Source organism: Variovorax sp. F042, assembly GCF_057814215.1.
This window is the reverse complement of sequence record NZ_JBVASX010000005.1, coordinates 311261-325630: the sequence shown is the minus strand read 5'-3', so window position 1 is coordinate 325630 and position 14370 is coordinate 311261. Positions and strand designations below refer to the sequence as shown.

Here is a 14370-nt window from a genome sequence, read left to right as displayed (position 1 = left end):
GGCCCGCAAGGTGTTCCAATAGCGGTCTTCATGAGCGCCAACGATCCCACCACCGGACCTTGCCCCTGCGGCCGTACAGACCGCCGCGACAAGCCCATCGGCTACGCCCTGTGCTGTGGCCGCTATCTCGACGATTTCGGGAACACGCCCGCGCCCGACGCCGAATCGCTGATGCGTTCGCGCTATTCGGCCTTCGTGCTGGAGCGCGGCGAATACCTGCTCGCCACCTGGCACGCGTCGAAGCGGCCGGCCTCGATCGAGTTCGAGCCGGGCGTCAAATGGCTGGGACTGGACATCCGCTCGCGCTCGGTGCTCGACGCGGACCATGCCGAAATCGAGTTCGTCGCGCGCCAGCGCAGCGCGGCCACGGGTGCCGCCACGCGCCTGCACGAGCGCAGCCGCTTCGTGCGCGAAGGCGACCGCTGGTACTACCTGGACGGCGACCTGCAAGTACCCCTGGGTTGACGCACCGGGCCGAGGCCCGCACAATCGGCCCCGCTCCGGGGTGCACGCATGTGGCGTGCTGAGATGGCAAAGCAGCCGACCCGCGAACTTGATCCGGGTCATACCGGCGTAAGAAGAGCTGCACTCCCTGACTTCGGTCCGTCACTCCCCCTTCCGTGACGGGCTTCCCGAAGCCCACCGAGCGATTGCGGAGCACCCTTTCCTCAACAAGGAGTGCCTCCGATGAATGCCCCCGACAAGTTCACCACGCTGCTTTCGCTGACGCGCGAGCCTTTTCCCGCGTCGCACAAGTGCGTCATTCCGGGCAGCCGGCCCGACCTGTTCGTGCCCGTGCGCGACGTTGCGCTGACCAACGGCGAGACCGTGTCGCTCTACGACACCTCGGGCCCGTACACAGACCCGAAAGTCGAGATCGACGTGCGCCGCGGCCTACCCGACGTGCGCGGCGCCTGGGTGCTGGAGCGCAACGACACCGAAAGTTACGAAGGCCGCACGCATCACGCGCTCGACGACGGCGCCAAGAACGAAGACCGCGACGCGCAACGCCTGGCCGAACTGCGCGCCGGCGCCTCGGCACTGCAGCGCACGCCGCGCCGCGCGAAGTCGGGCGCCAACGTCACGCAGATGCACTACGCGCGCCGCGGCATCGTCACGCCCGAAATGGAGTACGTGGCCCTGCGCGAGAACGGCAAGCGCGAGTGGATGGCCGAATACCTTGCCAACGAAGAGCGCGCCAGGCGCGTGATGGGCAACCCGATGGGCGCGACCATTCCGCGCATCATCACGCCCGAGTTCGTGCGCGACGAAGTGGCCCGCGGCCGCGCCATCATTCCCGCGAACATCAACCACCCCGAAGTCGAGCCGATGGCCATCGGCCGCAACTTCAAGGTGAAGATCAACGCCAACATCGGCAACTCGGCCGTCACCTCGAGCATCGAGGAAGAGGTCGAGAAGCTGGTATGGGCCATTCGCTGGGGCGCCGACAACGTGATGGACCTGTCGACCGGCAAGAACATCCACACCACGCGCGACTGGATCGTGCGCAACTCGCCGGTGCCCATCGGCACGGTGCCCATCTACCAGGCGCTCGAGAAGGTGGGCGGCGTGGCCGAAGACCTGACCTGGGAGATCTACCGCGACACGCTGATCGAGCAGGCCGAGCAGGGCGTCGACTACTTCACCATCCACGCCGGCCTGCGCCTGCCGTTCATCCACCTCACGGCCGACCGCATGACGGGCATCGTGTCGCGCGGCGGCTCGATCATGGCCAAGTGGTGCATCGCGCACCACAAGGAGAGCTTTCTCTACACGCACTTCGAAGACATCTGCGACATCATGAAGGCCTACGACGTGAGCTTCTCGCTCGGCGATGGCCTGCGTCCCGGCTCGGGCGCCGATGCCAACGACGAAGCGCAGTTCGCCGAGCTGCGCACGCTGGGCGAGCTCACGCAGATCGCATGGAAGCACGACGTGCAGACCATGATCGAAGGGCCGGGCCACGTGCCGATGCACATGATCCAGTCGAACATGGACGAGCAGCTCAAGCACTGCCACGAGGCGCCGTTCTACACGCTCGGGCCGCTGACCATCGACATCGCGCCGGGCTACGACCACATTGCCAGTGCCATCGGCGCGGCCATGATCGGCTGGGCAGGCACCGCGATGCTTTGCTATGTGACTCCGAAGGAGCACCTGGGGCTGCCGGACCGCGACGACGTGAAGCAGGGGATCATTGCCTACAAGATCGCCGCGCATGCGGCGGATGTGGCAAAGGGGCATCCAGGGGCTCGCTCGCGCGACGATGCGCTGAGCAAGGCGCGCTTCGAATTCCGCTGGCAAGACCAGTTCAACCTGGGCCTCGACCCCGACACCGCGCGCGAATTCCATGACGAGACGCTGCCGAAGGATTCGAGCAAGGTGGCACATTTCTGTTCGATGTGCGGGCCCAAGTTCTGCTCGATGAAGATCACGCAGGAAGTGCGCGAATACGCAGCGAAGAAGGGCGTGGCCGAGGCGGCCGCCATGGCCGAGGGCATGGAAGAGAAGTCGAAGGAATTCATGGCCGGTGGCGGCGAGATGTACATCCCGATCCGTCCGATAGCCTGAGCTTCCTCCTGCGAAAAGGGGGCGTTGCTACCATGGGGCCAATCACCGAACTCCGGCACCGCAATGACCCCCTTTCCTTTTTCCGCCGTTCTCTTCGATTGCGACGGCGTGCTCGTCGACTCCGAACCCATCACCAACCGCGTGCTCGCCGAAATGCTCGGCGAGCTTGGCTGGCACATCACGACCGAGGAATCGATGAACACCTTCACCGGCAAGGCGGTGAAGGACGAGGCCGCGCTCATCGAGACGAAGACCGGCGTCAGGATCACCGACGACTGGCTCAAGACCTTCCGCGCCCGCCGCAATGAGGCGCTGGAGCGCGACCTCGTCGCCATTCCCCACGCGCCCGCCGCCATTCGCGAAATCCATTCAAGGCTCAAGGGCCGCATCGCCTGCGCATCGGGAGCGGACCGCCACAAGGTCGAACTGCAACTCGCCAAGGTCGGCATGCTCGACTATTTCCAGGGCCGCATCTTCAGCGGACACGAGATGCCGCGCTCCAAGCCACACCCCGACGTGTATCTCGCTGCGGCGGAAGCCCTCGGTGTCGACCCGAAGCGCTGCGCCATCGTCGAAGACACCGTCACCGGCGCAATGGCCGGCGTGGCTGCAGGAGCCACTGTGTTCGGCTACAGCACGGGCGAATCAGGCCACAGCGGCCCCGGACCGCTGCTCAGCGTGGGCGCGGTGAAGGTGTTCAGCGACATGGCCGAACTGCCGGCGCTGCTTTCGGGCTACGGGCTGCAGGCGGCCTGAGTTTCTGGTGGAATGCAGGGCGCAACTCCCGAGCCGCAGGAACCACTTCCCATGACTTCCGAATACAAAACCGAGCAGCCCGACCGCAGCGAGATCGACGCGCTCACCGGCCCCGCCGTGGTCGAGTTCGGCACCAACTGGTGCGGCATCTGCAAGGCCGCCCAGCCGAACATTGCCGAGGCCTTTGCCAAGTACCCGGACATTCGCCGCATCAAGGTCGAAGACGGCAGCGGGCGTCCGCTGGGTCGTTCGTTCAACGTGCGCCTGTGGCCCACGCTGGTGTTCATGCGTGACGGCAAGCAGGTCGCGAAGCTGGTGCGGCCTGAGGACAGTCAGTCGATTGCCGACGCGCTTGCGTTGATCGCGCAGCCTAGCTGACGCGTCATTCCCGGAGGGGAGTACCCGGTGTCATTCGCACGCACCCCGAACGTGCCCCAAACGCCCTCCGCTACAGCCCCTGCTGCCGAAAATCGCGAGGCGCATGCCCCGTCCACTGTAGGAACGCCCGCGAAAAACTCTTCTCGTTGCGAAACCCCACGGCCAGCGCCACCTGCTTGACAGGCCGCGTGGTGCGGCGCAACAGGTCGACAGCCATCTCGTGGCGCACCTCGTTCTTCAGCACCTGCAGCGAAGTGCCTTCCTCGTGCAGCTGCCGGTGCAGCGTGCGGCTCGACACGTTGAGCAGCCCGGCCAGCGCCTCGGCGGTGGTGGCCTCGCTGGCGCGTGAGCGCAGCAGCTCGCGCACGCGCTGGCCCAGCAGGCGGTCGCGCCGGTACTGCAGGATTGTGAGCGGCAGTGCGCGCCTGAGCATGGTGCGCAGCGCGCGTTCGTCTCGCTGCAAGGGCAGGGCGAGATAGCGTTCGTCGAAACTGATGCCTGCCTGCGGCGCGTCGAAGCGCACGTCTGGCGTGAACATCAGCGGATAGGCGTCGCTGTGCGGCGGCGCGGCAAACGGAAAGCTCGCGTGTCGCAGCGAGATGCGCGAGTCGATGGCCCAGCACATGTAGCCGTGCACGAAGCGCAGGGTGGTCACCAGGCAGAACTCGCGGAAGGCGTCGTCCAGCGGGACGTTCTCGGCGATGCGCAGCGTGGCCACGCCGCCGGCCACTTCGAGCGACAGGCCGATGTCCTCGGTCAGCAGCCGGTGGTGGCGGCACCAGCGCTTGATGGCCACGCCCAGGTCGGGCGAGCTCAGGGAGGCGCGGCACAGCAGGCCGTAGGTGCCCCAGGGCAGGCGCCGCGAGAACCAGCCGAGTGTTTCGTCGTCGAGCTCCTGCATGGCGTGGCCCGACAGCACCTCGAACTGCGCGGCCGTCACCCGCGCGCCCGGCCGGGCCAGTTCGCGCGGCGTGATCTGTGCCGCCTTCAGGGCCTCGGCAGGGTCCATGCCGTAGCGCTCGTAGCCCTGCACGATAGCTCTCACGAAGGCCATCGGCGTTACGGCGCGGGCGGGTCTGAGGAACGACGGGGGCGACATGGTGCAGCGGATCGGTCGTGGCGTGATTTGCAACCATTGTGGCGCCAATTGCGGCACGGCGAGGCGTAAGCTGCGATCTTTCGCAAGCGCCATCCAGCGCGGGTGGCATTGCGCGCAGACCCCTTCAGAGGAGACAAACCCCATGCACGATCCCGGCCTGAACTTCGACCTGGGCGACACCATCGACTCGCTGCGCAGCGCCATCCAGGACTTCGCCGCCAACGAAATCGCTCCCCGCGCCGCCGACATCGATCGCGACAACCTGTTCCCGCACGACCTGTGGAAGAAGCTCGGCGACCTCGGCCTGCACGGCATGACGGTGAAAGAGGAATTCGGCGGCACCGAGCTGGGCTACCTGGCGCACATCGTGGCCATGGAAGAAGTCTCGCGCGCCTCAGCCTCGGTGGGCCTGTCTTACGGCGCGCACTCCAACCTGTGCGTGAACCAGATCCACCGCAACGGCAGCGACGCACAGAAGAAGAAATACCTGCCCAAGCTGGTGAGCGGCGAGCACGTCGGCGCGCTGGCCATGAGCGAGCCCAACGCCGGCTCCGACGTGGTGAGCATGAAGCTCAAGGCCGAGAAGAAGAACGGCTACTACGTGCTCAACGGCGGCAAGATGTGGATCACCAACGGCGGCGACGCCGACACGCTGGTCATCTACGCCAAGACGGAGCCCGAGATGGGCGCGCGTGGCATGACGGCCTTCATCGTCGAGAAGAACTTCAAGGGCTTTTCCGCTGGCACCAAGCTCGACAAGCTCGGCATGCGCGGCTCCAACACCTTCCCGCTGTTCTTCGACAACTGCGAAGTACCCGAAGAGAACGTGCTCGGCGGAGAAGGCCAGGGCGCAAGGGTGCTGATGAGCGGCCTCGATTACGAACGCGCTGTGCTCTCGGGTGGCCCGCTGGGCATCATGGCTGCGTGCATGGACGCGGTGCTGCCCTTCATCCACGAGCGCAAGCAGTTCGGCCAGAGCATCGGCGAGTTCCAGCTGATGCAGGGCAAGCTGGCGGACATGTATTCGACGTGGCAGGCGACGCGTGCGTACGTGTATGCCGTGGGCAAGGCCTGCGACCGCAACGACCATGCACGCACTTTCCGCAAGGATGCGGCCGGCGCCATCCTGTACTCGGCCGAGAAGGCAACGTGGATGGCCGGCGAGGCGATCCAGGCGCTGGGCGGCGTTGGCTACACGAAGGACTTTCCGGTCGAGCGGCTGTGGCGCGATGCCAAGCTGTACGAGATCGGCGCGGGCACCAGCGAAATCCGCCGCATGCTGATCGGCCGCGAGCTGTTCTCCGAAACCGCCTGAAATAAGGACGCATCGCCATGGCGCTCTTGACCCAAAGCATGGCGCAAGGCGCCACCGATGTCCCCCTCATCGAACAACCCATCGGCGACTTCTTCGACGACATGGTCGGCAAGCAGCCCGACCGCGAGGCGCTCGTCAGTCGCCACGAAGGCCAGCGCTACACCTACCGCGAGCTGCAGGCCGAATCGAACAAACTCGCCAGCGCGTTGCTGAACCTCGGCCTTGCGCCCGGCGATCGCGTCGGCATCTGGTCGCACAACAACGTGGCGTGGGTGCTGATGCAGATCGCCACCGCCAAGGTCGGCCTGATCCTCGTCAACATCAACCCGGCCTACCGCACCTCCGAGCTTGAGTACGCGCTCAACAAGGTCGGCTGCAAGGCGCTGGTGACGATGGCGCAGTTCAAGACCAGCGACTACCTCGGCATGCTGCGCGAACTGGGCCCGAAGCGTGTGCCGCAACTGGCCCACACCTTCTGGATCGACAAGGCCGGGCTGGGTGACGAGCAGCCCGGCATGCAGCGCTTCTCGCAACTGCTCGCGAGCGGCGATGCCAGCGACCCGCGCATCGCACAGGTCCAGAAGACGCTGAAGGCCACTGACCCGATCAACATCCAGTTCACCAGCGGCACCACGGGCTTTCCCAAGGGCGCGACGCTCACGCACCGCAACATCCTGAACAACGGCTTCTTCATCGGCGAGTGCATGAAGCTCTCGCCCGCCGACAGGCTGTGCATTCCAGTGCCGCTGTATCACTGCTTCGGCATGGTGCTGGGCAACCTGGCCTGCCTCACGCACGGCTCGGCCATCGTGTACCCGAACGACGGCTTCGACCCGCTCACCGTGCTCGAGACCGTGCAGGCAGAGAAGTGCACCGGCCTGCACGGCGTGCCCACCATGTTCATCGCCGAGCTCGACCATCCGCGCTTCAAGGAGTTCGACCTGTCGACGCTGCGCACCGGCATCATGGCCGGCTCGCCTTGCCCTATCGAGGTGATGAAGCGCGTGGTCAGCGAGATGCACCTGAGCGAGATCACCATCGCCTACGGCATGACAGAGACCAGCCCCGTGAGCTGCCAGAGCAGCACCGACACGCCGCTGGACCGCCGCGTGTCGACCGTGGGCACGGTGCAGCCGCACCTCGAAGTGAAGATCGTCGACCCCGAGACCGGTGCCGTCATGCCGGCCGGCCAGTCGGGCGAGCTGTGCACGCGCGGCTACTCCGTCATGCACGGCTACTGGGACGACGAGGCCAAGACCCGCGAGGCCATCGACGCCGAGCACTGGATGCACACCGGCGACCTCGCGACCATGGACGGCGAGGGCTACGTCAACATCGTCGGCCGCATCAAGGACATGGTGATCCGCGGCGGCGAGAACATCTACCCGCGCGAGATCGAAGAATTTTTGTACCGCCACCCGAAGGTGCAAGACGTGCAGGTCGTCGGCCTGCCCGACAAGAAATACGGCGAGGAGCTGTGCGCCTGGATCATCGTCAAGCCCGGCCAGAGCGCCACCGAAGAAGAAGTGCGCGAGTTCTGCAAGGGCCAGATCGCGCACTACAAGGTGCCCAAGTACATCCGCTTCGTCAGCGAGTTCCCGATGACGGTGACCGGCAAGATCCAGAAATTCAAGATCCGCGATGCCATGACCGAGCAACTCGGCCTTAGCCAAGAAAAAACAGCATGAGCCAACTCGAAACCAAACTCAACGCCCGCTCGGCGGACTTCCAGGCCAATGCAGCAGCCATGCGCGCGCTGGTCGATGACCTGCGCACGCAGTTCGCGAAGGTAGAGCAGGGCGGCGGCGAGGCCGCGCGTGCCAAGCACACCGCACGCGGCAAGCTGCTGCCGCGCGATCGCGTGGCCGAGCTGCTCGACCCGGGCACGCCCTTCCTCGAGATCGCGCCGCTGGCCGCGCATGCGATGTACCTCGACGCCAAGGGGGCCGAGTCGGCGCCGGGCGCCGGCATCATCGCGGGCATCGGCCGCGTGAATGGCGTCGACTGCATGATCGTGTGCAACGACGCGACGGTGAAGGGCGGCACCTACTATCCGATGACGGTGAAGAAGCACCTGCGCGCGCAGGAGATCGCTGAGCAGAACCGCCTGCCCTGCATCTACCTCGTCGACTCGGGCGGTGCCAACCTGCCGAACCAGGACGAGGTGTTCCCCGACCGCGAGCACTTCGGCCGCATCTTCTACAACCAGGCCAACATGAGCGCCCAGGGCATTCCGCAGATCGCGGTGGTCATGGGCTCGTGCACGGCCGGCGGCGCGTACGTGCCGGCGATGAGCGACGAATCGATCATCGTGAAGAACCAGGGCACCATCTTCCTGGGCGGTCCGCCGCTCGTGAAGGCGGCCACGGGCGAGGTCGTGACGGCTGAAGACCTGGGCGGTGGCGACGTGCACACGCGCCTGTCGGGCGTGGTCGACCACCTCGCGCAGAACGACCTGCATGCGCTGGCGCTCGCGCGCTCGGCGGTGGCCAACCTCAATGCGAAGGCGGCCGAGGCCCCGGCCAAGGCCGAGGTGCGCGCGCCGGCGTTCCCGCGCGAGGAGCTCTACGGCGTGATCCCCACCGACACGCGCAAGCCCTTCGACGTGCGCGAGATCATTGCGCGCGTCGTCGACGGCAGCGAGTTCCATGAGTTCAAGGCGCGCTTCGGCGCCACGCTGGTCTGCGGTTTTGCCGAGATCGAGGGCATGCCCGTGGGCATCGTCGCCAACAACGGCATCCTGTTCAGTGAGTCGGCGCAGAAGGGCGCGCACTTCATCGAGCTGTGCTGCCAGCGCAAGATTCCGCTGGTGTTCCTGCAGAACATCACCGGCTTCATGGTGGGCCGCAAGTACGAGAACGAAGGCATCGCGCGCCACGGCGCCAAGATGGTGACGGCCGTGGCCACCGCCAACGTGCCCAAGTTCACCATCATCATCGGCGGCAGCTTCGGCGCCGGCAACTACGGCATGTGCGGCCGCGCGTACAGCCCGCGCTTCCTCTGGATGTGGCCCAACGCGCGCATCAGCGTGATGGGCGGCGAGCAGGCCGCGAGCGTGCTGGCCACGGTGAAGCGCGACGGCATCGAATTGAAGGGCGGCAGCTGGAGCAAGGAAGAGGAAGAAGCCTTCAAGGCGCCGATCCGCCAGCAGTACGAAGACCAGGGGCACCCTTACTACGCCACCGCGCGCATCTGGGATGACGGGATCATCGATCCGGCGGATACGCGGCGCGTGCTGGCGCTGGGGTTGGCTGCGGCACGGAATGCGCCGATTCCAGAGCCGAAGTTCGGCATCTTCCGCATGTAAGGCTCGGGACGGAAACGCTCTCATGACGCTGCGCCGACTCACACTCATCGCCGCCTTGCTTTGCTCAGCGTTGGGCGCGCACGCGCAAAGCGTGGCGCGCCGCGACATCGAGATACCGATGACGGTCAAGGGCTTCTTCGGCGAGTCGCACATCAAGCTGGCCGCCACCGAATACAGGCCCGAGGGCGACGGACCGTTCCCGGTGCTGGTGATCAACCACGGCACGCCGCGCTCGCCCACCGACTTTCCCAAGACGCAGGACCGCTACGCGCGGCAGGCCGAGATGTTCGCGAAGCACGGCTTCCTGGTTCTCAACCCGCTGCGGCGCGGCTACGGCAAGTCCGATGGGCCGTGGGCCGAGAACTACTTCAGCTGCGCCAACCCCGACTACGTGCAGGCGGGCCTCGAAACTGCGAAGGACATCAGCGCCGCGCTCGACTACGCGCGCACGCTGCCGTATGCCGACGCGCAGCACATGGTGCTGCTCGGCAAATCGGCCGGTGGCTTCGGTGTGCTGGCGTTGTCGAGCCTGAACCCCGAGGGCGTGGTCGGCACCATCAACTTTGCAGGCGGGCGCGGCTCGCGCGGGCCGGACGACGTATGCAACGAAGCGAAGCTGGTCGATGCCTTCGGCCGCTACGCATCGACCACCAAGGTGCCGATGCTGTGGGTCTATTCGGAGAACGACCACTTCTTCGGCCCCGCATTGGCGAAGCGGCTGCTGGAGGCCTACAAAGCCAAGGGCGTCGACGTGCGTTTCGAGGGCGTGCCGCCCTACGGCAGTGACGGCCATGCCTTCTTCGAAGGCCGCGACAACGCCGCCATCTGGGTGCCGATGGTGGATCAGTTCCTCGCGAAGCTCGGCCTGCCCCGGCACTTGCAATGAACGAAAAGACAAGCAACATGAGCGCATACACCAAGCTGAAACTGACCCTCGAAGGCGCCATCGCCCGCATCTGGCTCGACCAGCCCGACGCACGCAACGCCTTCGACGACGCCGTCATCGCCGAGCTGACACAAGCCTTCACCGCAGCCGGCGCCGCGCCGCAGGTCAAGGCCATCGTGCTCGGCGCCAACGGCCCGGCCTTCTGCGCGGGCGCGAACCTCAACTGGATGCGCCGCATGGCCGACTACACGCGCGGCGAGAACATCGCCGACGCGGGCAAGCTGGCCGCCATGCTGCGCACGATTGCCGAGTGCCCCAAGCCCACCATCGCGCGCGTGCAGGGCGATGTGTATGCGGGTGGCATGGGGCTGGTGGCCGCGTGCGACATGGCCGTGAGCGTGGACACCGCGTGGTACTGCCTGAGCGAAGTGAAGATCGGCCTGGTGCCCGCGACCATCAGCCCGTACGTGTTGCGCGCGATGGGCACGCGCGCCTCGCAGCGCTACTTCCTCACGGCCGAGCGTTTCACGGCCGCCGAGGCGCACCGCATCGGCTTCGTGCATGAAGTGGTCGCAGCCGATGCGCTCGATGCCAAGGTCGACGAGCTCTTGAAGGCGCTGACCGGCGCAAGCCCTGCTGCTGTGCGCGCCTGCAAGCAACTGATTGCCGACGTGGCCGGCCGCGAGATCGACGATGCGCTGATCGCGAAGACCGTCGAGGGCATCGCCGACATTCGTGCGAGCGACGAAGGCCGCGAGGGCGTGCAGGCCTTCCTGCAGAAGCGCAAGCCCTCGTGGCTGGAAACGAACAAGGCCTGAACACCATGACGCATGACGCCCTCATCGAACGCATGGACGCGTGGCTGGCTGCCCATCGCGCGGACTACCACGCGGTGCTGCAGCCAGGTGTGAGCGACGCTGACCTCGATGCCTTCGAGGCGAAGTTCTCGCTGAAGCTGCCGGAGGCCTTTCGCGCGCTCTACCGATGGCGCAACGGCCAGCCGAACAGCAGCTTCGACAGCCTGCAGGACAACCGCATGTTCAGCGCGCTCGAGGACATCGCCGACACCAAGGAGATGCTCGACGACATGATCGGCTCCGACTTCGAAGACCCGTCCACGTGGCGGCGCGGCTGGGTGCCGTTTCTGTCGAACGGCGGCGGCAGCCACTTGTGCGTGGACATCGATGCCGAGGGCGGCGGCGAGCCGGGCCAGCTGATCGCCTTCTGGAAGGCGGACGAAGACCGCCCCGTCGAACATGCGTCCGTCGAGGCATGGCTTGCGGACCTCGTCGCTTCCATGGAAGCCGGCACCATCGAATTCGACTGAGGACTGATCGCCATGAACACCAGCCTCGACATGCCCCAGCTGATCGCACTGGCCGCCGCCATCGGCTGGGCCAGCGGCGTGCGGCTCTACCTGGTCGTGCTGCTGACCGGAGTGGTGGGCTATTTCGGCTGGGTGCCGCTGCCGAGCGGGCTGCAACTGCTGGCGCATCCGGTCGTGATCGCGGCCAGCGGCTTCATGGTGTTCATCGAATTCTTCGCGGACAAGATTCCCGGCCTCGATTCGCTGTGGGACGTGGTGCACACGGCCATCCGCATCCCGGCCGGCGCGGCGCTCGCGGCCAGCGTGTTCGGCGCCGACCATGGTGCGATGGCCGTCGTCGCGGCGCTGGTGGGCGGCAGCTTCGCGGCCACGGCGCATGCGGCCAAGGCCACGACGCGCGCGGCCATCAACACATCGCCCGAGCCGTTTTCTAACGTGGGCGCTTCGCTGGTCGAAGACACGATGGTGCCGGCGGGCCTGTGGCTCGCGGTGGCGCATCCCTTCGTCTTTCTCGTGCTGTTCGTGCTGGTGCTTGTGCTGAGCGTGTGGCTCATCCGCAAGAGCTGGCGTTTCCTCAAGGCGCTGTTCGCCCGCGTGGCCCGCATCTTCAGCGGCCGACCCGATCCGGGCGTGGTGCCCGCGTTCCAACTGAAAAAGAATCCTCCGGGAGACACTCCGAATGTTTAAGAAGATCCTGATCGCCAATCGCGGCGAAATCGCTTGCCGGGTTGCCGCGACGGCGCGCCGCATGGCCATTCGCACGGTCGCCGTGTACTCCGATGCCGACGCGCATGCCAACCACGTTCGCGCCTGCGACGAGTCGGTGCACCTCGGCGGCAGCGCCCCGAAGGACAGCTACCTGCGCTGGGAAAAGATCCTCGAAGCCGCCAAGGCCACGGGCGCCGAGGCCGTGCATCCGGGCTACGGTTTCCTCAGCGAGAACGAAGAGTTCGCGCAGGCCTGCGCCGACGCGGGCCTGGTCTTCATCGGCCCGCCGCCTTCGGCCATCAAGGCCATGGGCCTGAAGGCCGAGTCGAAGCAGCTGATGGAAAAGGCCGGCGTGCCGCTGGTGCCGGGCTACCACGGCCATGACCAGAACCCGCAGCTGCTGCAGCGCGAGGCCGATCGCATCGGCTACCCGGTGCTCATCAAGGCCAGCGCGGGTGGCGGCGGCAAGGGCATGCGCGCGGTCGACAAGGCCGAAGACTTCGCCGCCGCGTTGGCCTCGTGCCAGCGCGAGGCCATCAACAGCTTCGGCGACGATGCGGTGCTGATCGAAAAGTACGTGCAGCGTCCGCGCCACATCGAGATCCAGGTGTTCGGCGACACGCACGGCAACTACGTCTACCTGTTCGAGCGCGACTGCTCGGTGCAGCGGCGCCACCAGAAGGTGCTCGAAGAAGCGCCCGCGCCCGGCATGACCGAGGCGATGCGCAAGCAGATGGGCGATGCCGCCGTGGCTGCGGCGCGCGCCGTGAACTACGTGGGCGCTGGCACGGTGGAGTTCATCGTCGAGCAGCGCGAGGGCGGCGAGATGAACTTCTTCTTCATGGAGATGAATACGCGGCTGCAGGTTGAACACCCTGTGACGGAAGCGATCACCGGCCTCGACCTCGTCGAATGGCAACTGCGCGTGGCATCGGGCGAGACGCTGCCCGCGAAGCAGCAAGAGCTGCAGATCCACGGCCATGCCATCGAGGCGCGCATCTGCGCCGAGAACCCCGACAACAACTTCCTGCCCGCCACTGGTACCTTGCGTGTGTACCGCAAGCCGCAGGCGACGGCCTTCCAGCGCAGCCGCGTGCGCGTCGACGACGGCGTGCGCGAGGGCGGCGAGATCTCGCCCTTCTACGACTCGATGATCGCCAAGCTCATCGTGCACGGCACCACGCGCGAAGAGGCGCTGGCCCGGCTCGACGCCGCGCTGGCGCAGGTGCAGATCGTGGGCGTGTCGACCAACGTGCAGTTCCTGCGCGGCATTCTGGCGACGGAGTCGTTCTCGAAGGCCAACCTCGACACCGCGCTGATCGAGCGCGAGCGCGCCGTGCTGTTCGACCGCGAAGCGCTGGGCCTGCCACTGGCGGCCGCTGCCGCGATCACGCGTACGCTGGTCACCGAACGGCCGGTTGGCGTGCCCGACCCGTTCGAACGCCGCGACGGCTGGCGCTCGCACGGCGAATACCTGCGCCGCTTCGACTTCGAATTTCGCGGCGCCGAACAGATCGCCCTGCTGACCTACAAGCGCGACGGCAGCCTGTGGCTCGAAGCCGGCGGCGCCGAAGGCCCGCTGGTGGTCGGGCAGTTCCCGTCCGGTGAGTTCGAGGTCGAGTTCGCGGGCAACCGCCAGACGCTCGACGTGCACCTCGACGGCGCCACCGCCCACGTATTCGCCTCGAAGGGCGCCACGAAGATCACCGCCATCGATCGCCTCGCCCACGCTGGCGACACGCAGGCCGAAGGCGGCCGGCTCACTGCGCCTATGCCGGGCAAGGTCGTGTCCTTCGCGGTCAAGGCCGGCGACAAGGTCAGCCGCGGCCAGCCGCTGGCGGTGATGGAGGCCATGAAAATGGAGCACACCATCGCAGCGCCGGCCGACGGGACGGTGGAAGAGCTGATGTTCGCGCCGGGCGAGCAGGTGGCCGAAGGCGACGAGTTGTTGCGAATGGGTGCTGCGGCCGCCTGAAAAAACTTAACCCCGTTCCGGGCGCCTGCCCGTATCAGCTGCGGTAGT

The 14370-nt window shown here is 66.5% G+C and carries 13 protein-coding genes and 1 riboswitch; of the genes, 12 read left to right on the top strand and 1 reads right to left on the bottom strand.

The annotated features are described in order from the left end of the window. Positions 1-30: 30 nt before the first annotated feature. The 4 genes from ACZYSP_RS19255 (at position 31) to ACZYSP_RS19240 (ending at position 3705) form a co-directional block, all read left to right on the top strand. On the top strand, positions 31-465 hold the full coding sequence (locus tag ACZYSP_RS19255; protein ID WP_093177258.1) for a YchJ family protein: 435 nt from the start codon (positions 31-33) through the stop codon (positions 463-465). Between the two features lie 26 nt (positions 466-491). Continuing rightward, positions 492-597: riboswitch (TPP riboswitch) on the top strand. A gap of 90 nt (positions 598-687) precedes the next feature. Then, positions 688-2571 (top strand): phosphomethylpyrimidine synthase ThiC, encoded by a 1884-nt coding sequence (gene thiC, locus ACZYSP_RS19250; RefSeq protein ID WP_426390540.1) that lies wholly within the window; start codon positions 688-690, stop codon positions 2569-2571. Between the two features lie 63 nt (positions 2572-2634). Then, complete coding sequence (locus ACZYSP_RS19245) at positions 2635-3327, top strand: HAD family hydrolase (protein ID WP_093056755.1); 693 nt, start codon at positions 2635-2637, stop codon at positions 3325-3327. A 51-nt stretch (positions 3328-3378) separates the two neighbouring features. Further along, entirely contained in the window at positions 3379-3705 is a 327-nt protein-coding gene (locus ACZYSP_RS19240; RefSeq protein ID WP_093056754.1) for a thioredoxin family protein, read from the top strand. A 70-nt stretch (positions 3706-3775) separates the two neighbouring features. On the opposite strand, the gene ACZYSP_RS19235 is transcribed toward ACZYSP_RS19240, so the two are convergent. Then, complete coding sequence (locus ACZYSP_RS19235) at positions 3776-4804, bottom strand: AraC family transcriptional regulator (protein ID WP_440532803.1); 1029 nt, start codon at positions 4802-4804, stop codon at positions 3776-3778. A gap of 142 nt (positions 4805-4946) precedes the next feature. Between ACZYSP_RS19235 and ACZYSP_RS19230 the strand changes: the two genes are divergently transcribed. Genes ACZYSP_RS19230 through ACZYSP_RS19195 form a run of 8 tightly spaced genes read left to right on the top strand, consistent with a single transcriptional unit; the run spans position 4947 to position 14322 of the window. Then, positions 4947-6119, top strand: coding sequence for an isovaleryl-CoA dehydrogenase (locus tag ACZYSP_RS19230; RefSeq protein WP_093056752.1), 1173 nt, complete (start codon positions 4947-4949; stop codon positions 6117-6119). Positions 6120-6136: 17 nt separating this feature from the next. Continuing rightward, positions 6137-7807, top strand: a complete 1671-nt coding sequence (locus ACZYSP_RS19225) for an AMP-binding protein (protein WP_489015926.1) — start codon at positions 6137-6139, stop codon at positions 7805-7807. Next, the gene (locus tag ACZYSP_RS19220) at positions 7804-9426 is read left to right on the top strand and encodes a carboxyl transferase domain-containing protein (protein WP_093056750.1); all 1623 of its coding nucleotides are present in this window, start codon (positions 7804-7806) and stop codon (positions 9424-9426) included. The genes ACZYSP_RS19225 and ACZYSP_RS19220 overlap by 4 nt, the downstream gene beginning before the upstream one ends. A gap of 22 nt (positions 9427-9448) precedes the next feature. Continuing rightward, positions 9449-10312 (top strand): alpha/beta hydrolase family protein, encoded by an 864-nt coding sequence (locus tag ACZYSP_RS19215; protein ID WP_179830372.1) that lies wholly within the window; start codon positions 9449-9451, stop codon positions 10310-10312. A gap of 17 nt (positions 10313-10329) precedes the next feature. Continuing rightward, positions 10330-11130 carry an enoyl-CoA hydratase/isomerase family protein gene (locus tag ACZYSP_RS19210; RefSeq protein WP_489015923.1) on the top strand — a complete coding sequence of 267 codons (801 nt, stop codon included), beginning with the start codon at positions 10330-10332 and terminating at the stop codon, positions 11128-11130. Between the two features lie 5 nt (positions 11131-11135). Beyond that, entirely contained in the window at positions 11136-11639 is a 504-nt protein-coding gene (locus tag ACZYSP_RS19205) for an SMI1/KNR4 family protein (protein ID WP_093177268.1), read from the top strand. A 12-nt stretch (positions 11640-11651) separates the two neighbouring features. After that, positions 11652-12326, top strand: coding sequence for a DUF4126 domain-containing protein (locus ACZYSP_RS19200; RefSeq protein WP_093177270.1), 675 nt, complete (start codon positions 11652-11654; stop codon positions 12324-12326). Continuing rightward, entirely contained in the window at positions 12319-14322 is a 2004-nt protein-coding gene (locus tag ACZYSP_RS19195) for an acetyl/propionyl/methylcrotonyl-CoA carboxylase subunit alpha (protein ID WP_489015921.1), read from the top strand. The genes ACZYSP_RS19200 and ACZYSP_RS19195 overlap by 8 nt, the downstream gene beginning before the upstream one ends. Positions 14323-14370: the final 48 nt, after the last annotated feature.

Coding starts and splice junctions, on each gene's coding strand:
- ACZYSP_RS19255 (WP_093177258.1), top strand. CDS start 31: ATGAGCGCCAACGATCCCACCACCGGACCTTGCCCCTGCGGCCGTACA.
- thiC (WP_426390540.1), top strand. CDS start 688: ATGAATGCCCCCGACAAGTTCACCACGCTGCTTTCGCTGACGCGCGAG.
- ACZYSP_RS19245 (WP_093056755.1), top strand. CDS start 2,635: ATGACCCCCTTTCCTTTTTCCGCCGTTCTCTTCGATTGCGACGGCGTG.
- ACZYSP_RS19240 (WP_093056754.1), top strand. CDS start 3,379: ATGACTTCCGAATACAAAACCGAGCAGCCCGACCGCAGCGAGATCGAC.
- ACZYSP_RS19235 (WP_440532803.1), bottom strand. CDS start 4,804: ATGTCGCCCCCGTCGTTCCTCAGACCCGCCCGCGCCGTAACGCCGATG.
- ACZYSP_RS19230 (WP_093056752.1), top strand. CDS start 4,947: ATGCACGATCCCGGCCTGAACTTCGACCTGGGCGACACCATCGACTCG.
- ACZYSP_RS19225 (WP_489015926.1), top strand. CDS start 6,137: ATGGCGCTCTTGACCCAAAGCATGGCGCAAGGCGCCACCGATGTCCCC.
- ACZYSP_RS19220 (WP_093056750.1), top strand. CDS start 7,804: ATGAGCCAACTCGAAACCAAACTCAACGCCCGCTCGGCGGACTTCCAG.
- ACZYSP_RS19215 (WP_179830372.1), top strand. CDS start 9,449: ATGACGCTGCGCCGACTCACACTCATCGCCGCCTTGCTTTGCTCAGCG.
- ACZYSP_RS19210 (WP_489015923.1), top strand. CDS start 10,330: ATGAGCGCATACACCAAGCTGAAACTGACCCTCGAAGGCGCCATCGCC.
- ACZYSP_RS19205 (WP_093177268.1), top strand. CDS start 11,136: ATGACGCATGACGCCCTCATCGAACGCATGGACGCGTGGCTGGCTGCC.
- ACZYSP_RS19200 (WP_093177270.1), top strand. CDS start 11,652: ATGAACACCAGCCTCGACATGCCCCAGCTGATCGCACTGGCCGCCGCC.
- ACZYSP_RS19195 (WP_489015921.1), top strand. CDS start 12,319: ATGTTTAAGAAGATCCTGATCGCCAATCGCGGCGAAATCGCTTGCCGG.